This is a genomic window from Bacillus sp. SIMBA_074, assembly GCF_046534555.1.
GTDB classification, from domain to species: domain Bacteria; phylum Bacillota; class Bacilli; order Bacillales; family Bacillaceae_G; genus Bacillus_A; species Bacillus_A mycoides.
The window spans coordinates 1-448 of record NZ_JAWRYM010000118.1 but is presented as its reverse complement, the minus strand read 5'-3'; the positions used below and the strand labels follow the sequence as shown (position 1 = coordinate 448).

General features: G+C 45.1%; 1 protein-coding gene. It reads right to left on the bottom strand.

Translation table 11 applies throughout. The features are described 5' to 3' along the window. Window positions 1-309, bottom strand: a 309-nt coding sequence (locus SB773_RS30105; RefSeq protein WP_410593850.1) for an Ig-like domain-containing domain, incomplete at its 3' end; no start/stop codon positions are given. Window positions 310-448 lie beyond the last annotated feature (139 nt).

The following is a 448-nucleotide window of genomic DNA, read 5'->3' as shown; positions in this document are numbered from 1 at the left end:
TACTGTCACGCTGCGATTTGTCTTGTTCCATTTTGCCGTAAAGGAGATCTTCTTTTTCTTCGTATCCGTTAGTTGAATCGCGGATACAAGTGCTTTTTCGGTTATTTCTTTATTGCTTGCTAACTTGATCTGCTGAGAAAAGGACAGTGTTATGACTGATTCAGGGTCGATCTGAGCAGCATTATTCGTCGGAGTTATCCTAACTACCCAATCGCTCTCCCCCTTGGCCCACGCAGACTGTGTCATCAGCAGCAAAAGTCCCAGCACACTTATGAAATGCAACCATCTGATACCCATCCACTTCTTCATCCCACACCTCCTGTTTTACGGTCAAACTCCTCCATCAGCATCGGCGGCTTTCTGACCGATTACAGGCATTGTAGGAAAAGACAGACGGGTTGTTCAAAAAAATTTTTGAATCAAGACTCTGACTCCTCCTCGGAGTGAA